This is a genomic window from Stieleria neptunia, from assembly GCF_007754155.1.
GTDB classification, from domain to species: Bacteria; Planctomycetota; Planctomycetia; order Pirellulales; family Pirellulaceae; genus Stieleria; species Stieleria neptunia.
Window position 1 is genome coordinate 10,687,227 of record NZ_CP037423.1, and the last position, 17,649, is coordinate 10,704,875.

At 59.5% G+C, this 17,649-nt stretch carries 11 protein-coding genes; 6 read left to right on the forward strand and 5 right to left on the reverse strand.

Annotated elements, in window-relative coordinates; translation table 11 throughout:
* Positions 1-7 precede the first annotated feature (7 nt).
* Genes Enr13x_RS36560 through Enr13x_RS36575 form a run of 4 tightly spaced genes read left to right on the forward strand, consistent with a single transcriptional unit; the run spans position 8 to position 4,246 of the window.
* Positions 8-391 (forward strand): BlaI/MecI/CopY family transcriptional regulator, encoded by a 384-nt coding sequence (locus Enr13x_RS36560; RefSeq protein WP_095736280.1) that lies wholly within the window; start codon positions 8-10, stop codon positions 389-391.
* Positions 388-2,364 carry a M56 family metallopeptidase gene (locus Enr13x_RS36565; protein ID WP_145391853.1) on the forward strand — a complete coding sequence of 659 codons (1,977 nt, stop codon included), beginning with the start codon at positions 388-390 and terminating at the stop codon, positions 2,362-2,364. Before Enr13x_RS36560 ends, Enr13x_RS36565 begins: the two co-directional genes overlap by 4 nt.
* Positions 2,361-3,221 (forward strand): hypothetical protein, encoded by an 861-nt coding sequence (locus Enr13x_RS36570; protein WP_145391854.1) that lies wholly within the window; start codon positions 2,361-2,363, stop codon positions 3,219-3,221. Before Enr13x_RS36565 ends, Enr13x_RS36570 begins: the two co-directional genes overlap by 4 nt.
* Entirely contained in the window at positions 3,218-4,246 is a 1,029-nt protein-coding gene (locus Enr13x_RS36575; protein ID WP_145391855.1) for a hypothetical protein, read from the forward strand. The genes Enr13x_RS36570 and Enr13x_RS36575 overlap by 4 nt, the downstream gene beginning before the upstream one ends.
* Before the next feature lie 36 nt (positions 4,247-4,282).
* On the opposite strand, the gene Enr13x_RS36580 is transcribed toward Enr13x_RS36575, so the two are convergent.
* On the reverse strand, positions 4,283-8,653 hold the full coding sequence (locus Enr13x_RS36580; RefSeq protein ID WP_145391856.1) for a bifunctional serine/threonine-protein kinase/formylglycine-generating enzyme family protein: 4,371 nt from the start codon (positions 8,651-8,653) through the stop codon (positions 4,283-4,285).
* A gap of 126 nt (positions 8,654-8,779) precedes the next feature.
* On the opposite strand from Enr13x_RS36580, the gene Enr13x_RS36585 reads away from it, so the two are divergent.
* Complete coding sequence (locus tag Enr13x_RS36585) at positions 8,780-10,450, forward strand: ThuA domain-containing protein (RefSeq protein ID WP_145391857.1); 1,671 nt, start codon at positions 8,780-8,782, stop codon at positions 10,448-10,450.
* 799 nt (positions 10,451-11,249) lie between these two features.
* Here Enr13x_RS36585 and Enr13x_RS36595 read toward each other — a convergent pair.
* From Enr13x_RS36595 to Enr13x_RS40020, 3 genes are all read right to left on the reverse strand, one after another.
* Positions 11,250-11,837 (reverse strand): hypothetical protein, encoded by a 588-nt coding sequence (locus tag Enr13x_RS36595; RefSeq protein ID WP_145391858.1) that lies wholly within the window; start codon positions 11,835-11,837, stop codon positions 11,250-11,252.
* Positions 11,838-12,180: 343 nt separating this feature from the next.
* Positions 12,181-12,612 carry a metallophosphoesterase gene (locus Enr13x_RS40015; protein WP_390621125.1) on the reverse strand — a complete coding sequence of 144 codons (432 nt, stop codon included), beginning with the start codon at positions 12,610-12,612 and terminating at the stop codon, positions 12,181-12,183.
* Positions 12,613-12,942: 330 nt separating this feature from the next.
* Positions 12,943-13,401, reverse strand: a complete 459-nt coding sequence (locus Enr13x_RS40020) for an endonuclease domain-containing protein (protein WP_145385343.1) — start codon at positions 13,399-13,401, stop codon at positions 12,943-12,945.
* A gap of 450 nt (positions 13,402-13,851) precedes the next feature.
* On the opposite strand from Enr13x_RS40020, the gene Enr13x_RS38700 reads away from it, so the two are divergent.
* Entirely contained in the window at positions 13,852-14,007 is a 156-nt protein-coding gene (locus Enr13x_RS38700; protein WP_197455641.1) for a hypothetical protein, read from the forward strand.
* A 117-nt stretch (positions 14,008-14,124) separates the two neighbouring features.
* Here the strand turns inward: Enr13x_RS38700 and Enr13x_RS36610 are convergent, their stop codons facing one another.
* A complete protein-coding gene (locus Enr13x_RS36610) occupies positions 14,125-17,646 on the reverse strand; it encodes an efflux RND transporter permease subunit (RefSeq protein WP_145391859.1) in 3,522 nt (1,173 codons plus the stop codon).
* Between the last annotated feature and the right edge of the window lie 3 nt (positions 17,647-17,649).

The following is a 17,649-nucleotide window of genomic DNA, read 5'->3' on the forward strand; positions in this document are numbered from 1 at the left end:
AGAGACAATGGCAAAACCTTCCAAAGATGTAACCGCTGCCGAACTGGCGATTTTGGAAAAGCTGTGGGAGCACGAACGTGCGACCCTGAAACAGCTTTCCAAATGGCTGTACGGTGCCGAAACGCCGTCGGACATCGCGACCGTCCAGAAACTGATCTCCCGGCTCGAAGCCAAGGGCTGCGTCGCGCGGGACCGCGATTGTTGGCCGCATCAGTTTCAAGCCGCCATCGATCGCGATCATTTGATCTCACACCGGTTGCAAGCGACCGCCGACGAACTCTGTGACGGAACGATGTCCACCCTGCTGACGCACCTGGTCAAGTCCGCCAAATTCAACTCCCGGCAACGTAAACGTCTCCGCAAGATCCTTGATGATTTGGATGCCGAATGATGTCGGTCGCCGCAGTGATCATCGGAAACCTTTGCCTGGCGTCGTTGATCGGCGTGTTGGCATGGACCGTCGGTCGCCATGGCCGCCGCGCGGCGCTCGCCCATGCGCTGTGGATCATGTTCTTCGCCAAACTGATCACCCCGCCGATCGTCTCCATCCCACTGCCCATCCCCTCATTCTTCACCCCTCGCGTCGCTCAGGAGCTCGCCCCGCCATCGGCGCCCGACCTCTCTGCGATTCGCGGCGAAGCGGACACCCAACCGACGCCGGCGGCCGGCGCTGTCGCGGTTGCCCAAGTCACGCCTCAGCCGGCGACCCCATCCGCCCCCAAAGCCTCCGCCGCTCGGACGGCTTTATCGCCATCAAGCTGTCTGATTTGCGCGGGGTGCGCGATTTGGTTGGGCGGTTTCCTGGCCTTGGTCGCCCACGGAATCATACGGCTGGTTCGTTTCCGAAGATTGATCGGCCAGTGCGGCGTCGACGATGCGGAAGCGACCGAGACGGTGCGTCAGTTCGTGCGGCACGAGCGGCGCTGGAACTTCGGCCGACGCACCCCGCGCGTCGTGCGTGTCTCGGTACACGTTTCGCCGATGCTGTTCGGATTCGCGACGCGGCCGATCATCGTTTGCCCGGAAGCGTTGTGGCAATCGCTCTCGCCGTCAGACCGCAGGTCTTTCTTGGCGCATGAGACCGCACACTTCTTGCGGCGTGATCATTGGGTTCGATGGCTGGAATGGTCGGTGTCGGCCGTCTACTGGTGGTTCCCCGTTGTGTACTTCGCTCAAAAACAATTGGAGCGTCACGAGGAAGCGTGCTGCGATGCTTGGGCCGTCAAGATTCTGGACACCAAGCCCCGTCATTACGCCGAGGCATTGCTGCGGGTGGTGGACTTCATCAGCGATCACGAAACCGGATTGCCGGGGTTTGCCAGCGGGATGCAACCGACCGCGACGTTGGAGGAACGGCTGAGGTTGTTGATGCGGAACGAATTGGAACACGCCTCGTCGCGTCTCCATAGCTGGGGCAGCGGACTGGCCTGCGCGGCGATTTGGATGGTCCACCCCGAGGTCTACTCGTTCGAATTGCCCCGCAAGCTGGTGCGGATTTCGGAATCGGTCTCCGAGCTGGAGAGGACGGGATCACCAGCTCCGATCACGCCACACCTGGAAAACAAAGACTGGGATGACCAGTGGTTGCCGGCCGCCCCCAGCGGGTTCTGGAACGCGGCACCGATTCGCGACTGGGGCCGATTCTCGTTTGACGTCTCGGGTTATCGTTTGTCCGCAATCGCCGGTGAGGGATTTATCATCGAGGGGCCTGCGGCCGATCCGATCGCCTTTGACCGTCAAAGCATGACAGCCATCGCCGAGATCCCGGCCAGCGGGCGGGTCATCATCGGCGATGCGCTCGGCAACGTTCGTTTATGGGATCTGTCGGCCGGCATGCCGGTTTCGTTGCTCGGCCGTCATGCTGCCGACGTGACCAGTTTGGCCGTCACTCCCGACGGCGGCGTCTTTTCCGCAGATTCATCCGGAACCGTGATCCGCTGGGAACTGCAATCCGGACGAACCCTCGCCCGCTGGACCAGTGAGCGAACCGGACAGGGCGCGCCAAGTGGCTCGTTCGCCATCCAGTCCATTCGATCCTCGCTCGACGGGCAATGGCTGGCCGTGTTGTGCGGCGACTGGCGCCAAGCTTCGACCCCCAAGACACTGTCTTTGTTAGACAGCCAAACGTTGACCGTGCACTCGCGGCATCAACTGGCGCCCGATACGGCACTGGTGTTGTCGGATCAACACGGCCATTGGAACGCCGTCAGTTGGAACGGCACCGTGCGTTCACTCGACGATTCAGCACCGATCCGGCGGGTGGAAAAACATTGCGTTTCCGCCCTCGTCCTCTCTCAGCACGCTGTCCTCGCCACAAGCGATCTCGACGAAAGACCTGCCGATTCGATGGATATTGTTCGATGAAAACAGCTCTCTTGCCACTCCTTGTCGTCGCCTCGCTCGCTCTCACGCCCGATCAAGCGATGGCACAGATCGGCAGTTCCGCCCGATACGAAGCCAGTGAACTGAAAAGACATTTTCAGAATCAGGCGGAGGCTTATGAGATGACCGCCGATGGACAACCTCTGACGCTGGTCGAACAGCCTCTGATGCAATGGAGCAACCCGGTCCGTAGCCAGGAGCAAGGTTCACTGTATGTCTGGACCCTCGCGGATCGCCCGGTGATATTGGCATCCATCTTCTCCTACCAGTACAACGAACAGGTATTTTGTCGTCACGAGATGCAATCGATATCCGACCAACCGATCTCGGCGGTGCTTGATGGCGTCGAAGTCTGGTCCCCGCGGACGCCGGGATTGAAACGAAACACGATAACCGATATCCCCCCTGCCTCGAGTTCTTCGGCGCGTCGCATGGCACGCATGCGAAGCATTGCCAGACAGTTTTCTGGGACGCTTCGGATCCCTGGCAAACAACCCACGCAACTGGTGCTCAAACCGCAACCCGTCTTGCGTTATCAGTCGCCGGAAAAGGGCATCATTGACGGTGCCATCTTTTCATTGGCCATCGCGACGGACCCCGAGATTTGGTTGGTCATCGAAGCGCTCAAGATTCCGTCGGGCGAAGCGGTTTGGTCCTACGCGGCCGTCCGCTCCCACTACCACCAGCTGGAACTAAAACGAAACGAAACGATCGTCTGGTCGGCGCCGATGGTGATTGCGTTGCAAAGCACACGCGCCGCCCAAGAACCGTTCGCCAGCGAGCCTTACTTCACCTTTCACACCAGTTCACCTATTCCCGCGCCCGAGATGTTGCGATGAGAGTTCGAAGTTTGCCGTTGCTGGTCCTGTTGCTCGGCTGCTGCGTTGCGGTGAGTGCGAGCGCCGCTGCCGCGGAACGCGCCGCAGACGGTGACGCCGCCGCAGCGGTTGCCAACCGCCGCATGCTGGTCTGCTGTGGGCTGCCCGGCGATGATCGGCATCGCGAGCAAATGACCGCCGCGATCCAGAGCCTGATCACGACCTCCCAAACCGTGCTCGCTGTGCCACCGGATCAGTTGACGATTTTGGCCGGCGACGAGGTGATGCAAACCGCACTCCAACCGCTACATTCTGCAACGGGAATCTGCACGCGAGAAACGCTCGAAACCGCGTTGGCCGAAGCAGCCAAGACGTTGAAACCGAGCGACGCGTATTGGGTCCTGATGATCGGCCATTCGCATCCCTACGGTGCGGAGAGTCAATTCAATGTTGCCGGTCCCGATATCAATCAAAGCGGGTTCGCGCAGGCCGCCGCCGCGATCGAGTGCCGCGAGCAAGTGTATTGGTTGACGCAACCGTTGAGCGGATTTTGGATCAAGCCGCTGGCGCGGCCGGGACGCATCATCATCACCGCGACCGAAGCCGACCTCGAGTTCACCGGGACAGAAATGCCGTATGCACTGGCCGCGGTACTGGACCGCAGCGCCGACACCCAATCACTCGACGACATCGACGGCGACGGGACGCTTTCGCTGCTGGATCTTTACCTGGCGACGAACCTCGAAATCAACGCGCGCTTTCGTTCGATCGATCGACTGCAAACCGAACACGCCCAACTCGATGACAACGGGGACGGCCGGGGCAGCGAAGTCCAACAACCGTACCTGCCGGTCGAATCGGACGAAGAAGAAGAGGAGGAAGACGACGCGGAAGACGATGAAGAAGGGGAGGAAGACGACCCCGGCACGGAGGATGCCGAAGCGGTGGAACCGATCGAAGCCCCCAAACCCGCGCTGATCCAGAGCCAAAATCTGGACGGGTTCCGAAGCCGATACGTCCTGCTGGAGCAACCGGCGTCTGAGTGAGAACCATTCGAAGCTCGATCGGATGGAGATTGTCTCTCACCGCGTGATCGTTTTGGCGACACGTAAACCGTAAAAGCCGTTGATCGACAACGGCAGGTCGGCGGGCAACTTGATCATCGGCAGGTCCAACTGCGTGGACGCGCGGTCTTTGTTGTTGCTACTGGAGTTCCCCATCACATACCGACGGTGGTCTTTCAGGTCGTGACCCCACTCACGCACGCCGTCGTACATCGCGAACATGCCAAAATCGTTCGGCATTTTCGTTCCGGCCGGATGGTATCGATTCTCGCCATCCTCGGTCAGTGAACTCTCATAGTACCAATGGTAGTCGTCGGCCAGCGAATCGGAATAGCCGTAATAACGACGCGCGGTGGTCAGTGCCGCACATGCGAAACGCCATTCGTGGACAGTCGGCAACCGATAGGAACCACTTTCCAGAACGGCATCGCAGGGCTTCTCCGGGTCGTCTTCGGATAGCCCTGCCGGATAACAATGCTCTGGATCAGCGTCCAGATGTTCGCTCAACCACCGACAATAGCTCACGCAATCGAACCAATTCGCCAACCCAATGGGACAGTCCCCCGTCGGTGACCGGTACTTGTAATACGGATGCTCGGGATCAAATCGCAGAAATTGATCGACCGTCACCTCCCCCGTGGAGATTGCAAACACGCGACCGATGTTGGGGGCATCGCGTGCGTCGAGAATCGCCATCGTTTGGCCCGCGGCGTTGACGAACCAATTTTTGCGTGTATCGATGGACAAGGATGATTGTCGCTGGATCTCCGCCTGCAACCAATCCGAATCGCCCCATCGCATCAACAACCATTGGGCTGCCGAATGAATGCCCGCATCGGGGTCGTTGACGAACGAATCCCTCGCGACCAGCATTGCCTGCGACTGCGCCAGCGGGGAAACGTCGCGCCACGGAAAGCCCCCCATCGCGAGCAACAAGGCGCGGCGGACGGAGGGATCGGGATCACGCGAAAACCTGCTCAGCAAACTTTCAAAGTCACCGCCGAGCCGCCCGATTCGATTGATCATGTAACTCCGTGTGTGCGGCCAATTCGTCTGCCGCAGCAGGGGCCACGTCGATTCGGACCGGCCCAGGCGGTGCAGCAGGGCGGCTGCCACGCCACGGCGTCGCGCCAGATGATCGTATTCACGTTCGGGCAAATCTGGATCCAGTTCCGTGAATACGGTTTCACGGATCTGATCCATGGTTCGCGGCAATTGGTCTCCGAGCGTTGCCAGGATCGTTGCGTGCTGCTCAAAGGACGCGTCGAGAAAAAAATCGAGCAGCTGGCGCGGCTGATCGCGCAGGAATTGTATGGCAAACGCAGTGGACAGCGATCGAATCGGCGAGTCGAGCGGTTGCAATGCTCGATCCAGCAGAGCGGGGACGATCGATCGCCGAATCGGCGACAGACCTTCAATCAGGTGGTTGTTGTCCTGTGGTGCGATTGATGCGTGACGCAACAGTTCCACGACAATCGCTTCGCATTGCTCGTTCGAAAAACGAAATCCCGCCTGGGCCTGATCCGCAACCTGGTCGCCGATCACGATCGCCGCGCGAAGCCGTTGATCGGACGGTTGCTCGGGGTCACGGATGCAGGTGATCGCTGCTTGCAATTCGTCTGACGAAAGTGGACCGAGTTGTTGCAGTGAGACCATCAACAGCGGCAGCTCAAGGCGTAACAGTTGATCGATCAGTTCGGCGCGTTGCGACAAATCAGTCGGCAACAGCGCGAGTTGATTGAGGGTCCGTTCACGACTATCGGGTTTCGCATCGGCCAGTGATTTCCGGAGCGGGCCGGATGCAAAACCGCCGTGGCCGCGAATCTGGTCGAGGACGTCACTGAGTTCGGTGGTGCGGACGGTCTGAAGTTGCAGCACCGTTGCCAGGGCACTGGACCGTCTCCACAGAGCCCATCCGACGGTCGCGATGATCGTCACCAGGGCTGCAACCAGCGTGCTTCGCAGCAGATGATTGCGCGACGCAGACCGCATCATCCGTTTTTCGGCAGCGTTCCAACGATCCGGCGACGACAGGATCCGGATCGATGCCCAGTCGATCCAGGAAGGCGCATACTTCGCCGCCGGCTTCACCGACCACATGGATGCATATTCGGCCAATCGCAGCTCGGCGCGTCCCCGCCGCGTTTGGTGTTGTCGACGCGTGATCCATCGTTCAACCGCCGGGACCAGATAATCGTGTGTCAGTTGGTAGTACGCGACACCATCGCTGGACTGGCTGATGCTTTCGTCGCCGCTGGTGGAACCGGCGGGGTCCGTCGGTGTGATCAGACGCAATTCCTTGTCCAAGATGCGGATCATTTCCTTGAACAAGGCCGGTTGACCTTGATAGCCGGATGCTTCCAACAAGATCGACTCGGACTGCATCTTGCCCTTGATGTCGACGTTCGGTTCGGGCAACAACAACCTTAACACCTTGCGCACCGCGGGTTCATGAGTGCGTTGTGCCGCGGGCGCCAAATCGCTGCTGAAGGATTCCTCCAAAAACTGCAAACCGATCCCCTCGACGCCTCCCATTCGATCGATCGTCTGTTCCTCCCAGGGCTGGGTTTTCACCATTTCGACGAACAACGCCAGTCGTACCGGAAACACCTTTCCGCCTCGCGTGAGCCCTTCGATGGATCGATCTAAGAAGCGGTTTTGCGGAACCGATCGGGCTGCGATCTCGGCGGGGATTCGGTCGTAAGCGACCCCGAACTCCGCCAAAACCCGGCGGGCATGCGTGGGACTGAACAGGTCCACCAAGGATGCGTTGTGATTCTGTCGGACGGGGACTTCCAACGCGGCCATGAATCGTGACAGCGCCAACCAGAAATCATCACGCACCAGCAACAAACACTGAACGGATTGACCGTCGCATTGCCGCAGCGCGGCGGCCAGCTCTGAGTACTGATCGTCGCCGCGACCGTGCAGCCATTGTTCAAATTGATCAATCACCAGCAACAACTTTGGTCCGCTCGAGGACTCGCTGCGATGCCGCAGCTGCGCAAGTGCTTCGGTCAACGTCGCGTTCAATTCGAGATCGGGATGACATTTCAGAATGCCACGCCGCAACCGCATCTCGGTTTCGTCACGCGTCGCCTCGACGAACACGGTTGTCACCGAATCTCCCAGCAGGGGCAGCAGTCCCGCTTTGACGAAGGAGGACTTTCCGCACCCCGATGGACCATACAGCACGCCGACACGCGGCCATTCGCCCTCGTCGCTTGCAACGATTCGGCGCTGCCAAAACCGCAAGCTCTCCGGAACCCAATCGCGATCGCGCGGCCCGGGGATCAGCCGATGAAAAAACTCTGCGTCGTGGCGTCCATAAGAACGCAGCCCACGCGGAACGATGCCGTGGGAAACCCGCGATGTTCCCGCCGAATCCTCACCCTCTCTTGAGTTCACCTCGACCGATCGATCCTGGCACGCTGACAAGAAGTATTCGATGTCGTCGACAAAGTCAGACGCGGTTCCGTATCGATCCGAGGCCCGCTTGGCGAGCGCCTTCAGGCAGATCCGCTCCAAGTCACGCGGGATCGAACCGACCAACTGCCTGGGCGGTCGGGGTTCCCTGTGCATCAGACTTTCCACGATCGAATCATGATCGCTTCCGCCGAACGGTCGTTGTCCGGTCAACATCTGATACAAAATCACACCGAGCGAGAAGATATCGCTGCGACCGTCCACCAGATGGTTTTCGCCGCGCGCCTGCTCGGGGCTCATGTAAGCCGGCGTCCCGACGCGTCCCCGGGATGACAAGGGCGCTTCATCACGAAGGGCCAGCCCGAAATCGGCCAAGAATGGTTTTTCGTTATGCGAAAGCAGGATGTTGCCCGGCTTGATGTCGCGATGCACAATCCCCCGCGAGTGGACGTAGTTGAGCGCCCGGGCGATCTCCGCAAGCACCTCCAATGCATCTCGAAGTGTTAAGGGTTTGGCGCGGATCCGATCGGCCAAGCTGGATCCATCGATGTAGGCCGAAACGAGACAGGGCAGATCATCGCTGCTCCGCAAGACGTCATAGATGGCAACAATCCCAGGGTGATCAAGCTTGGCCAGCGTGCGTGCCTCTTCTAAGTAACGATCCAATTGGACAGATGAGGTGATGCGATGTCGATGCGGAATCTTGATCGCGACATCTCGCTGGAGTTGCTCGTCATAGGCTTTGAAGACTCGCCCATAGCCGCCCTGGCCGAGTAGTTCTGAAATCCGATAACGCTGCGGAAGACTGGGCACAGATTGCCGATCGAGTGACTCGATCGAAATCGAACCTGTCGGACCAACTGATTTTCCGTCCAATCTCTTGTCGTGAGATGTCGGCAGCAATTCATCAAGATTGAGATCGGTGAATGACTGCTTCAGAGGATCGTCATGCGCATGCGGCATAGGAGATTGTGTTTTGGAGCGGTCTGAAGGAGTGGCCCTCGCAACCACACATTGTAGTCTTCTCAGCAACAAACCGGTTACACTGATCAGGCACTTTGCCTATGCCTCCACCCCCAATTGCCCGCCATGAATCCGTCACCTTTTTTGAAATCCATCGTTCTGACGCTCGGATTCTCCCTGCTGATTTCTGATGTCTCACCCGTCTCCGCACAGACGTTGAATTGGCAACTCCGCTACCAACAGCCCGCCGCCGAGGGGTCACCGCGATTCCACCGGTTGACGCGTGACGAGCAATGGGATCCGGCCCGCACGGCCGTGATCGTGTGCGACATGTGGGATTCGCATCACTGCGTCAATGCGGTTCGACGTGTCGCACAGCTCGCCCCTCGAATCGATCGTTTCTGCGACACGCTGCGAGAACGAGGCGTGACGATCATTCACGCCCCCAGCAGTTGTATGGCGGCATACGAAAACCACCCGGCGCGCGCCAGGGTGTCGGCGATCCCGGCGGCCGTCTCGATGCCCGACGACATCGCAAGCTGGTGCGATCAAATCCCCAGCGAAGAAGCCGCCGCCTATCCGATCGACCAGTCCGACGGCGGCGAGGACGACGATGCCGAAGACCATCAACTGTGGGCCGAACGTCTGGCCGCCATCGGACGAAACCCGCGGGCGCCCTGGCAACGCCAGGTCGATGTGATCGGCATCGATGACCAACGTGACTTCATCAGCGACAGCGGGACGGACATCTGGAACATCTTGACCCACCGAGGCATCGACAATGTCATTCTGGTCGGTGTGCACACCAACATGTGTGTGCTGGGGCGTCCCTTCGGGCTGCGTCGTCTCGCTGCGGCGAAAAAAAATGTCGTGCTGGCGCGTGACCTGACCGACACCATGTATGACCACCGAGCGTGGCCCTATGCGAGCCACTTCACCGGCACGGATTTGATCGTCGATCACATCGAGCGGTACGTCTGCCCGACGATTTCGAGCGATCAGGTGCTCGGCGACCAGGCGTTTCGGTTCGCCGGCGATCACCGCGTCCGTCTGCTGATGCTGGTTGCCGAAAACGAATACCAGACCCATCGGACGCTGCCCGCCTTTGCCGCAAAACACCTGTCAAAACATTTCAGTGTCGAATTTGCCTGGGGCAGTGAAACCGAGCGTCACGAAATCGTGGGGATCGAGAGTTTGGCCGACGCCGATGCGTTGCTGGTCAGTGTCCGCCGCCGTGCGCTGCCGCAGCGCGACCTGGATTTGATTCGTGACTTTGTCCGGCAAGGCAAACCGGTGATCGGCATCCGCACCGCCAGTCACGCGTTTTCGTTGCGAGGCGAACAACCGCCGGAGGGCAAAAGCGTTTGGGACAGCTTCGACGACGACGTGTTCGGCGGCAACTACACCGGCCATTTCGGAAACGCGCTGAAAACCACGCTCCGGAAACCCGGCGGCGCGATCCACGATCCGATCGTGACGGCCAGCGGAGCGATGAACATCCGGCCCGGCGGATCGCTTTACAAGACGGCGCCCCTGGCAAAGGGCACTCGAGTGCTGGTCAATGGCAGTGTCGAAGGCGAATCGCCTGAGCCGGTTGCATGGAAATTCATCCGCAACGACGGCGGGCGTTCCTTCTACACCTCACTGGGGCATGTCGATGATTTCGGGCAAGCCGAGTTCGAAGCGTTTCTCTCCGCCGGCATCCACTGGGCCTGTGGGCTCAAACCCCACACGCTGGCCGAAGTGAAGGCGCAGAACAAGCGTTACGCCGCCGGCGGTGGGAAACAAAGGAAGTGAGCGGAGGCCCGAAGCACACCGGAGCAATCCCGAAAGCACGTAGTCGTTAGCTCGTGTGCGTCCGTTGGGGCGTCGTCTCGCTTCCTGGGATCAAGACTGCCTGCACGATCCGCGTCGTGATCTCGGCAATACGGACTCCACGTGGTTCGCACGTCGGCAAATAGATCTGGATTGTCTTTGCGGTCGATGTCGTCACTGCGTGCCCTCGGGTGCGAGACGAAGATCCCCGGTAGATCGAGGACGTGCCAACCCCGGTAGATTTGGACATTTGCTGAATCCACACGTGCCTATCATGGGGCAGGCCACTTTCAGCAGTAGGTACCGCACCGGGCGGCAAATGCATTGCGAGACGCTGAGGTGTAGTCCCGGTGGAGACACCGCCCGCAAATTGCCTCAATCGTAAGCCGCCTCGGTCGATGAAACCGAACGCGTATTGCACGGCCAGCCTGCACGCTACTCGAGGGCTCGGACCACGCCCTTGACGAATTCAAACGCAACGACATGTGCGCCTCAGAATTGGCTCGTGGAAGCGGCTAGACCTAATGTCGAGACCGCATACCCGCGTTCGTCGTTGCTCGCAGAGCAACGGTACGCATCGTGGAGAATCGCGGGTCAACCACGGCACCCGGCAAGGTCGTCGACGTGTGCCGCGGAGCGACAGGATGCTGCTGGCTCGCAGATCTGCTAGAGGACGCACGTCGCGGCAGTCGGAACGCATGGTGAGAGCATCTCGTGGCTTCACTACCCATGCGGTTCGCATGGGCCACCCGCCGCGGCTGACGCGGTCACCGACTATTTGTCACCGCAAACTTCTCGGGACCGCGGTCACGGCGCGAACTTCTCCGAAGTAGCTGTCGGCGTTCTGGACACCGCTTAGGGCGATTCCTTCCAGCACCAGACTCAAGATTTCTTCCGCATGGTCGCGCTCGTCGAATGTTCCGATGTAAGTCCAGTTGGTGTCCGGCGTGTGGGCTTCGATCTCATACTCGACGAAGTCGATCCCGTAACCCGGCATTGTTGCCAGAAACTCATAGACACTGCTTTCAGAGTAGAATCGCTCGGCCTCACCCTTCGCGTCGCCCGGTACCTCGACCCAGCCATCTTTTGTGAGAATATAGAGCGTGTAGTACTGGTGTTTTGACGCATCGGCAGCGATCCAAACTTCGTAGTCGGTGAGTTCCGTTTCCACCAGGGTCTGCATTTGCTCGTCCGCGAGCGAGCGGTTCTGATTTGGGCCCATTTCGAGACCGCGGCTCGATTTCGGTTCCACCGCGACGCTGCTGTTCCGTTTGGTTTCCATCGCGACGCTGCGGCTCGCCACCTGCTGGTGTTGTGCGAAGATTGAACTGGCAGTGACGAAAAAGCTAAGTACAAGAAGGAAACGCATGATCAATTCCGCCGAGAGTTTTGTCAGTGGTATGTTTGTCAGTGGTATGTTTGTCGGATTCGGCTCCGACACCTTCACTCAGCGAAAACCTGATCACGATGTGACAGAACTTTCACGTTTTCCTGATTAAACGCAGCAGCCCGCCGGGTTGAGACGCTTCGACGTTGGCAGGTGGGACAGATCATCGACCTGTGTCGCAAAGCGACAGGATGCTTCTACTCTGAGTGGCTTGCTCGTCGATGTCGTCGCTGAAGTCGGAATGTACAGTGAGAGCATCTTGTGGCGTTTCCACCCATGCGGTTCGCATCGGCCATCCGGCGGAGCCGACGGCATCGCTTGGAGGTCATGGGGGCGAGAGTCGGCGATGTCGCACGGACACGGTCTTCCCTGCGGTCCGTTCCACCCGGAGTTTTCTCGGTGGTGGCCTGCGGGAGCCCTGTTCGGTTGGTGTTTTGGGTGGCACAGCCTGGACCGAAGGGAAGGCAGTGACCGTTTGACTCGAATTGGCTAGACGTTTTTGCTGCAATGAGATTTTCGTCGATTGTCGCAAAGACTTGAACACGCTTGGTTGGACATTCGTCGACGGTGCCCCGAGACAACGCGATCCCCCGACATCTGGCCCGCGATTGACGTAGTCCCCTAGTGTCACGATGGTGTCGGATTGTTTGGGCTGTATGGAATGGATCAAATTGCGTAGAGCGATCGAACAGCCGTGGACGTCACCAATTGCGATCACGCGCGATGCCATTGAACTCCACGATTGTCTAGGCAACATAAAGACCGGGATCTGGAGGCCCGTGAGTTGAGCATCCTTCAAGCAAACAAACCACTGGACCTGATGGTCACTGCCGCATCCATATTAGTGACTTAATGAGATTCGAAGCCAGCCAACGCAAGACCGAAGTCGAACGGCTGATACTCTTTAGTCCCGACACCGCTGCCGATCTGCCGATCTGCCGATCTGGGCATTCGCTGGAGACTCCACTCACTTTGGTCCCAGATCTCGAGAAAAGTGCGCCCAGACGATTTCGCAACGACGCGCTGGTCGATGCAACCGACTGCGCGAAGAAATCGCGTTTTCTCTGTTCGGTGCGATCGCACTCCTTCATTCTGGCTCCCTTCTCCCCCGCGGCGAGAGCGAGTGGTGCTCGCTCTCGTCGTGGGGGAGAAGGGCTGGGGATGAGGGGGCACGTCCTTCCATCCGCTCGTCAATCGCCTGCTCGATCCGGCGCCGCACGGCAACAGCATTCCTCAAGACCTCGTAACCGAGAACCCGCACGACGTGATATCCTCCCTCGGCCAAATATCGGTCGCGACGCTGATCATGCTGACGGCCTTCATTGGTCTGATGAGGTTCACCATCAACCTCAACAATCAACTTCAAGGCCACACAACAGAAGTCGACTGTATACGGAGAAATTGCGTATTCGCGCCGAAACTTCTGATTTCGACACCGGCGATTGCGCAACATTTGCCAAACATCCTGAGCAAACTCGTTTGCGCGGACCCGTTGATCGCGAGCGAAGGAAATCGCCTTTGGATCCCGTCGAGCTCTTCTGTTCATGCTGCCCCTACGATTCAAGGGTGACGCCTGCTTGCCCCCTCATCCCCAACCCTTCTCCCCCTTCGATGAAAGCGAGCACGACTCGCTTTCATCGAAGGGGGAGAAGGGAGCCAGTATAGAGGTAGGCCGGCCACCGAGTGGAAATCGCAAATTCGCACTCTGTCCAATGCCGGACGCAGATTGAAACGCCCGCTTTCACCGCATCGGTTGGACCAACCGAAGCGCCGAACCAGAATCGCTTCGAGCAGCAGGTTGCATCAACTTCGGTATTTTGGCAGTTTCCAATCTGCGTTCGGTGTCCACGACCAAAGCTGCGAACAGATCCCGCCCCGTCACCTCTGCCAGGGGTGTGCGGCAGTCGTCTGCGAACAGCCTCCCCACGAGCTGCCGGGCTAGCCAGACCCGACAGCTCACAGCGACAACAATCAAATTGTCAAAGATCAAAGAGCGATGGCACTACGGTTCGAGCAATCGCTGCTCGAGGCTCGCCATGCGGTCGGTCAACTCGGCGACGGTGCGATCGAGCGGTTCGCTTCGCTGTGGGAAGCGGTCACGGTCGCTTCATGTTTGTCGCCGTCGGCGGTCGGTCCAAATCCGCCTCGGTGAACTCAAACACACACCGCATCGGTCTAGTCGAATCGATACCCTGGCTCCTCTGTCCCCAAAAACGCCAAAGATGCGAAGCGTTACCTCCGCAAAGCAGAGCTACACGCCATGGCGCCGTCACACGCCCGCCGGTTGCAACACCTCGGATTCGACGTCGTCGTATCGATGCATCGACTCGGGCGCCAGCTTGAGCGCTGTCCTGAGGTCCATGAACAGGACAAAGACGACGGGGACCAGCACCAACGTGAAGCACGTCGAGACGATCATCCCGCCCAAAAAGACGACGCCCAGCCCGCGATACAGTTCGCTGCCCGCACCCGGAAACACCACCAACGGCAACAACCCCAGCACCGTCGTCAGTGTGGTGATACAGATCGGACGAATCCGCGTGCGAACGCTCATCGGGACCGCCTGAATCGGCGCGAGATGTTCTTCGCGCATGTGAACCAATGATTGGTGCACAATCAAGATCGCGTTGTTGACCACCGTGCCGATCAAGATGATAAAGCCGAGCATCGTCAGCACGTCCAACGACTGGGGGACAAAGAAATTCAGCACCCACAACCCGACGATGCCGCCGACGGCACCTAACGGCACGCTAAAGATGACGACAAAGGGATACAGCCAAGATTCAAACAGCGCGGCCATCAACAGATAGGTGATCAGTACCGCCATCAGAATGTTGAAACGGAGTGCGTCCCAGGCTTGCCGCAGTTTGTCGGCGGTCCCGGACAGGGCGACAAAGTACTCATTCCCGATCGTCCCCTCGTCGACCAAGGGCGAAACGATTTGGCCATTGACCAGTTCCATGGCGGCTTCCAGCGGCATGTCGTCCGGCGGGCTGACTTCGATGGTGATGGACCGCAATCGTTCGCGGCGTTGGATCTGTTCCGGCCCGCTGCCGTATTGCATCTCCGCAACCGCCATCAAGGGCACCACCTCTCCATCGCCGGTCGCCAACGGCAGCGACATCAACGCTTGCGGATCCGCATTGCGACCGGTCGGCCCCTTGATCGTCATGTCGATCTTGTCCCCGCCCACGTAGTAGTCACCGGCATAGGCCCCGTCGACCATGGCGTCGGCGACATAGCCCAGGTCGGTCGTGTCGATCCCCATCTCGGATGCCGCCAACAACTTGGGCTTGAGATGGATTTCCGGGCTGGACAGTTCCAGACTCGGTTGCGGCGACGCTTGGCCTTCGGGCATCAACCGTTCCACATCCTCAAGCACGCGACCGGCGATGACGACCAACCGATCCAGATCGGGACCGGAAATCTCAATGTCGATGGTTCGTCCACCCGACATGCCGCGGCCGAACAAACTGGACTGGGACGCCATCACGCGGATCCCCGGCAGCCCGCCGCCGGCCTGGCGAATCAAGGGAACCAACTCGGTCGCCCGCTCGGGATCCCGGGCGCGAAACCCCATGAACAGACTTCGCTCGCGGATCGAACAAAAGTAATAATCCAAGACAGGAGCGTCCGAGCCGTCGGTCGCCGCACTGCCTTCGTCCACATCCCAGATGGGTCGCAACCGCTGCTCGACGACCGCGCCGATGTCGGACAACTCGTCAAGGTTGTAACCGGCGGGAAGCGAAAACCGCGCGAACACAAAGTTGCGATTGCCCGTCGGCAAGTATTCGACCTTGGGCCACAACAGATAGCTGACTCCGACTGAGATCCCCGTCATCACCAACACGACGGCGATCGATCGCAATCGGGAACGCAGCACCCAGGAATTGAAACCGACGATCGCACCGACCAGCGACGATGCGGCACCGCGCGTCGCCCGTTCGAACCAGCCGTCTGACTGGGCGTCAACGTTATCGCCCGGGACTGCACCGGACGTTTCCGAAGCCATCTCATCTTGACCACGGCGGCGGGCGAACAAACGCGACGCCGCGGTCGGAATCACGGTAAAGGAAACGAGCATCGAAAAGGCGATACCACAACTGATCGCCAGGGCGATGTCGCGAAACAACTGCCCCGCCGTGGCTTGCACAAAGATCACCGGTAAAAACACGGCGATCGTCGTGAGCGTCGACGCCACGATCGCGCCGCCGACCTCGCCGACGCCTCGCGACGCGGCGACAAAGGCGGTCTCGCCGAGCTGCTTTCGCCTGGCGATGTTCTCCAACACCACGACCGCATTGTCGACCAACATGCCGACGGCAAAGGCCATCCCGGCCAGCGAGATGACGTTCAACGATCGCCCCAATAGCGTCATGCACAAGAACGCACCGGCGATGCTGATCGGAATCGCCACCGCAGCGACCAGCGCCCCACGCGCGATGCGATAGCCCAACACGAAAATCAGCACGACCGTGCCGACGTAGAACCAAGGCGAGACGTACACCGATGCGACGGCGGTCGCTGCGATCGCCACGCTGGCCAACACCGTGGCGCGCCCGAAATGCAAGAACAACATCAAGATGATGATCGTCGCGGCGCTGCCGATCAGCATGTTTTGCACCACCAACGCGATCGCCGACTCGATGTATTCGGTCTCGTCGTAGTACTGAAACAGTTCCAACCCTTCGCGTTTCAATACCCCTTCATTCAACTCGCGGTTGGCAACACGCAACCCCTGCATCACTTCCATCACGTTCGCGCCGCTGACCCGCCCGACACTTAGACTGATGCTTTCGGTTCCGTAGCGACGCGCGATGCTCTCGCGGTCCTTGTAACCCAGTTTGACTTCCGCGACATCGCCGACGTAGACGCGTGTGTTTCCGTCGGAGACCAGCAATTGTTGTTTGACTTGTTCGGGGTCGCGAAACTGCCCCAGCGTTCGAATCACCCAGGTCCGTTTGCCTTGAAAAAAATCACCGGCGGTCGTGTCGCTGTTTTGACGGTTCAGCGCCTCGCGGACCTGCCGAATCGTGATCTGTCGCGTCGCCAACTTGGCCGGATCGACAATCACCTGCAACTCTTGTTCGCGGCCGCCGCGGGTCTCGGCGTTTGAAACGCCGGGCACGCGTTCCAATCTCGCCTCGACAAAATCCTCGGACAACTTGCGGAGCTTTTCCAAGTCGACCGGGGGCGGACGCAACGCTTCCAGTTCGGGGTGCGCGGCGAGATGTTCGTCCAAACAGTTTTGCAGACGGAAAACGCGGAGGGCTGAATTACTGGCCCGCCTCGCCGGTTCGAGAAGATCCGCGATCGGAGGATGGGCCGATTGGAATTCGGCGATCGTCTGGCTGGTCGGTGGCCGCGGCGTCAATGCGAATCGCGCGATCGGCTGGGCGCTCAGATCCGACGCCTCGATGACCGGTTCTCCCGCGTCCAAGGGATACTCGCGAACCTGCTGCAACCGCGTGTTGACCCGCGCCAATGCATCGTCGATGTTGGTTCCGATCTCGAACTCCAGCGTGACCTCGGCGGAGGAGACCCTGCAACTGGACGACAGTTTGATCAACCCCTCGACGCCTTGCAGTTGCTCTTCCTGCTCGAGCACGATCTCGCGTTCGATTTCTTGGGGGCTGGCCCCGGGCCATCGGGTTTCGATGGTCAGCACCGGGTTTTGAACTTCGGGGACCAATTGCTTGGGGATCAACCCCAGCGACAGCGTTCCGAACAGCGCCGCCAAGATGGCGCCGACATAAACTTTGACCGGATTGCGAATCAGAATTCCAAACACGTC

What these genes read in the sequence shown, in the direction of transcription:
- Enr13x_RS36560 (WP_095736280.1), top strand. Translation starts at nt 8, where the DNA reads ATGGCAAAACCTTCCAAAGATGTAACCGCTGCCGAACTGGCGATTTTG.
- Enr13x_RS36565 (WP_145391853.1), top strand. Translation starts at nt 388, where the DNA reads ATGATGTCGGTCGCCGCAGTGATCATCGGAAACCTTTGCCTGGCGTCG.
- Enr13x_RS36570 (WP_145391854.1), top strand. Translation starts at nt 2,361, where the DNA reads ATGAAAACAGCTCTCTTGCCACTCCTTGTCGTCGCCTCGCTCGCTCTC.
- Enr13x_RS36575 (WP_145391855.1), top strand. Translation starts at nt 3,218, where the DNA reads ATGAGAGTTCGAAGTTTGCCGTTGCTGGTCCTGTTGCTCGGCTGCTGC.
- Enr13x_RS36580 (WP_145391856.1), bottom strand. Translation starts at nt 8,653, where the DNA reads ATGCCGCATGCGCATGACGATCCTCTGAAGCAGTCATTCACCGATCTC.
- Enr13x_RS36585 (WP_145391857.1), top strand. Translation starts at nt 8,780, where the DNA reads ATGAATCCGTCACCTTTTTTGAAATCCATCGTTCTGACGCTCGGATTC.
- Enr13x_RS36595 (WP_145391858.1), bottom strand. Translation starts at nt 11,837, where the DNA reads ATGCGTTTCCTTCTTGTACTTAGCTTTTTCGTCACTGCCAGTTCAATC.
- Enr13x_RS40015 (WP_390621125.1), bottom strand. Translation starts at nt 12,612, where the DNA reads ATGTTGCCTAGACAATCGTGGAGTTCAATGGCATCGCGCGTGATCGCA.
- Enr13x_RS40020 (WP_145385343.1), bottom strand. Translation starts at nt 13,401, where the DNA reads ATGAACAGAAGAGCTCGACGGGATCCAAAGGCGATTTCCTTCGCTCGC.
- Enr13x_RS38700 (WP_197455641.1), top strand. Translation starts at nt 13,852, where the DNA reads ATGGCACTACGGTTCGAGCAATCGCTGCTCGAGGCTCGCCATGCGGTC.